1 protein-coding gene and 1 pseudogene are annotated in these 556 nt (G+C 61.7%); one reads left to right on the forward strand and one right to left on the reverse strand.

Translation table 11 applies throughout. From position 1 onward, the window contains the following. The coding region (locus RF645_RS13240) for a helix-turn-helix domain-containing protein (RefSeq protein WP_368819268.1) at positions 1–218 on the reverse strand (218 nt) is incomplete at its 3' end. 80 nt (positions 219–298) lie between these two features. Here RF645_RS13240 and RF645_RS13245 point away from each other — a divergent pair. Next, a pseudogene (locus RF645_RS13245) lies at positions 299–556 on the forward strand (transposase); the annotation flags it as partial.

The raw sequence follows: 556 nt of genomic DNA on the forward strand, positions 1-556 counted from the left end.
CACACGTTCCCCGTCGACGCCAGCAGGCGGAAGAACTCGGCCTTGTCCTCAGCCGTATAGACCCGGCTGTTCGCACGGGAAGTCGATACGCCAGCCTCATTTCGCCACCGGTAACACGACTCAACGCTCAGCCCCAGCTCAGCCGCGACAGCACGGATCGTGCCGCCACGATCAAGCCGACGGAAGAACTCGTCCCGCTCCTTCGCCTTGTACTGCACATTCTCTCTACCCCTCGGCCGAATAACCATCGCACGCACCTCTCGATCAGAGTGTTGCGACGATGGCTGGAACTCAAGCCGACGAGGGAAAGCTCTACCTCTGCGCCATCAAGGACGTGTTCTCAGCCCGGATCGTCGGCTACTCGATCAGCGACCGTATGAAGGCGCGACTGGCGGTGAACGCCCTGGACAACGCCGCTTCCCGCCGCGGTGACGTCGCTGGCTGCATCGTACATTCGGACCGAGGATCCCAGTTCCGGTCACGCAAATTCGTGCAGACGTTGAACCGTCATCACCTCATCGGATCGATGGGGAGAGTCGGTGCCGCTGGGGACAAC

It is taken from the genome of Kocuria sp. CPCC 205260, assembly GCF_040981045.1.
In the GTDB taxonomy this organism is placed as follows: domain Bacteria; phylum Actinomycetota; class Actinomycetes; order Actinomycetales; family Micrococcaceae; genus Kocuria; species Kocuria palustris.